At 51.4% G+C, this 255-nt stretch carries 1 rRNA gene; it reads left to right on the top strand.

Annotated elements, in window-relative coordinates:
- Position 1 precedes the first annotated feature (1 nt).
- Positions 2–255 (top strand): 23S ribosomal RNA (locus L6D80_RS29975); the annotation flags it as partial.

Genomic DNA, 255 nt, shown 5'->3' with positions numbered 1-255 from the left:
GAAGCGCATACGGTGGATGCCTTGGCAGTCAGAGGCGATGAAAGACGTGGTAGCCTGCGATAAGCTTTGGGGAGTCGGCAAACAGACTGTGATCCAGAGATCTCTGAATGGGGGAACCCACTCAGCATAAGCTGAGTATCTTGTACTGAATACATAGGTGCAAGAGGCGAACCAGGGGAACTGAAACATCTAAGTACCCTGAGGAAAAGAAATCAACCGAGATTCCCTTAGTAGTGGCGAGCGAACGGGGACCAG

Source organism: Pseudomonas ceruminis (genome assembly GCF_021602025.1).
GTDB lineage: Bacteria > Pseudomonadota > Gammaproteobacteria > Pseudomonadales > Pseudomonadaceae > Aquipseudomonas > Aquipseudomonas ceruminis.
This window is presented reverse-complemented; position numbering and strand designations above follow the sequence as displayed.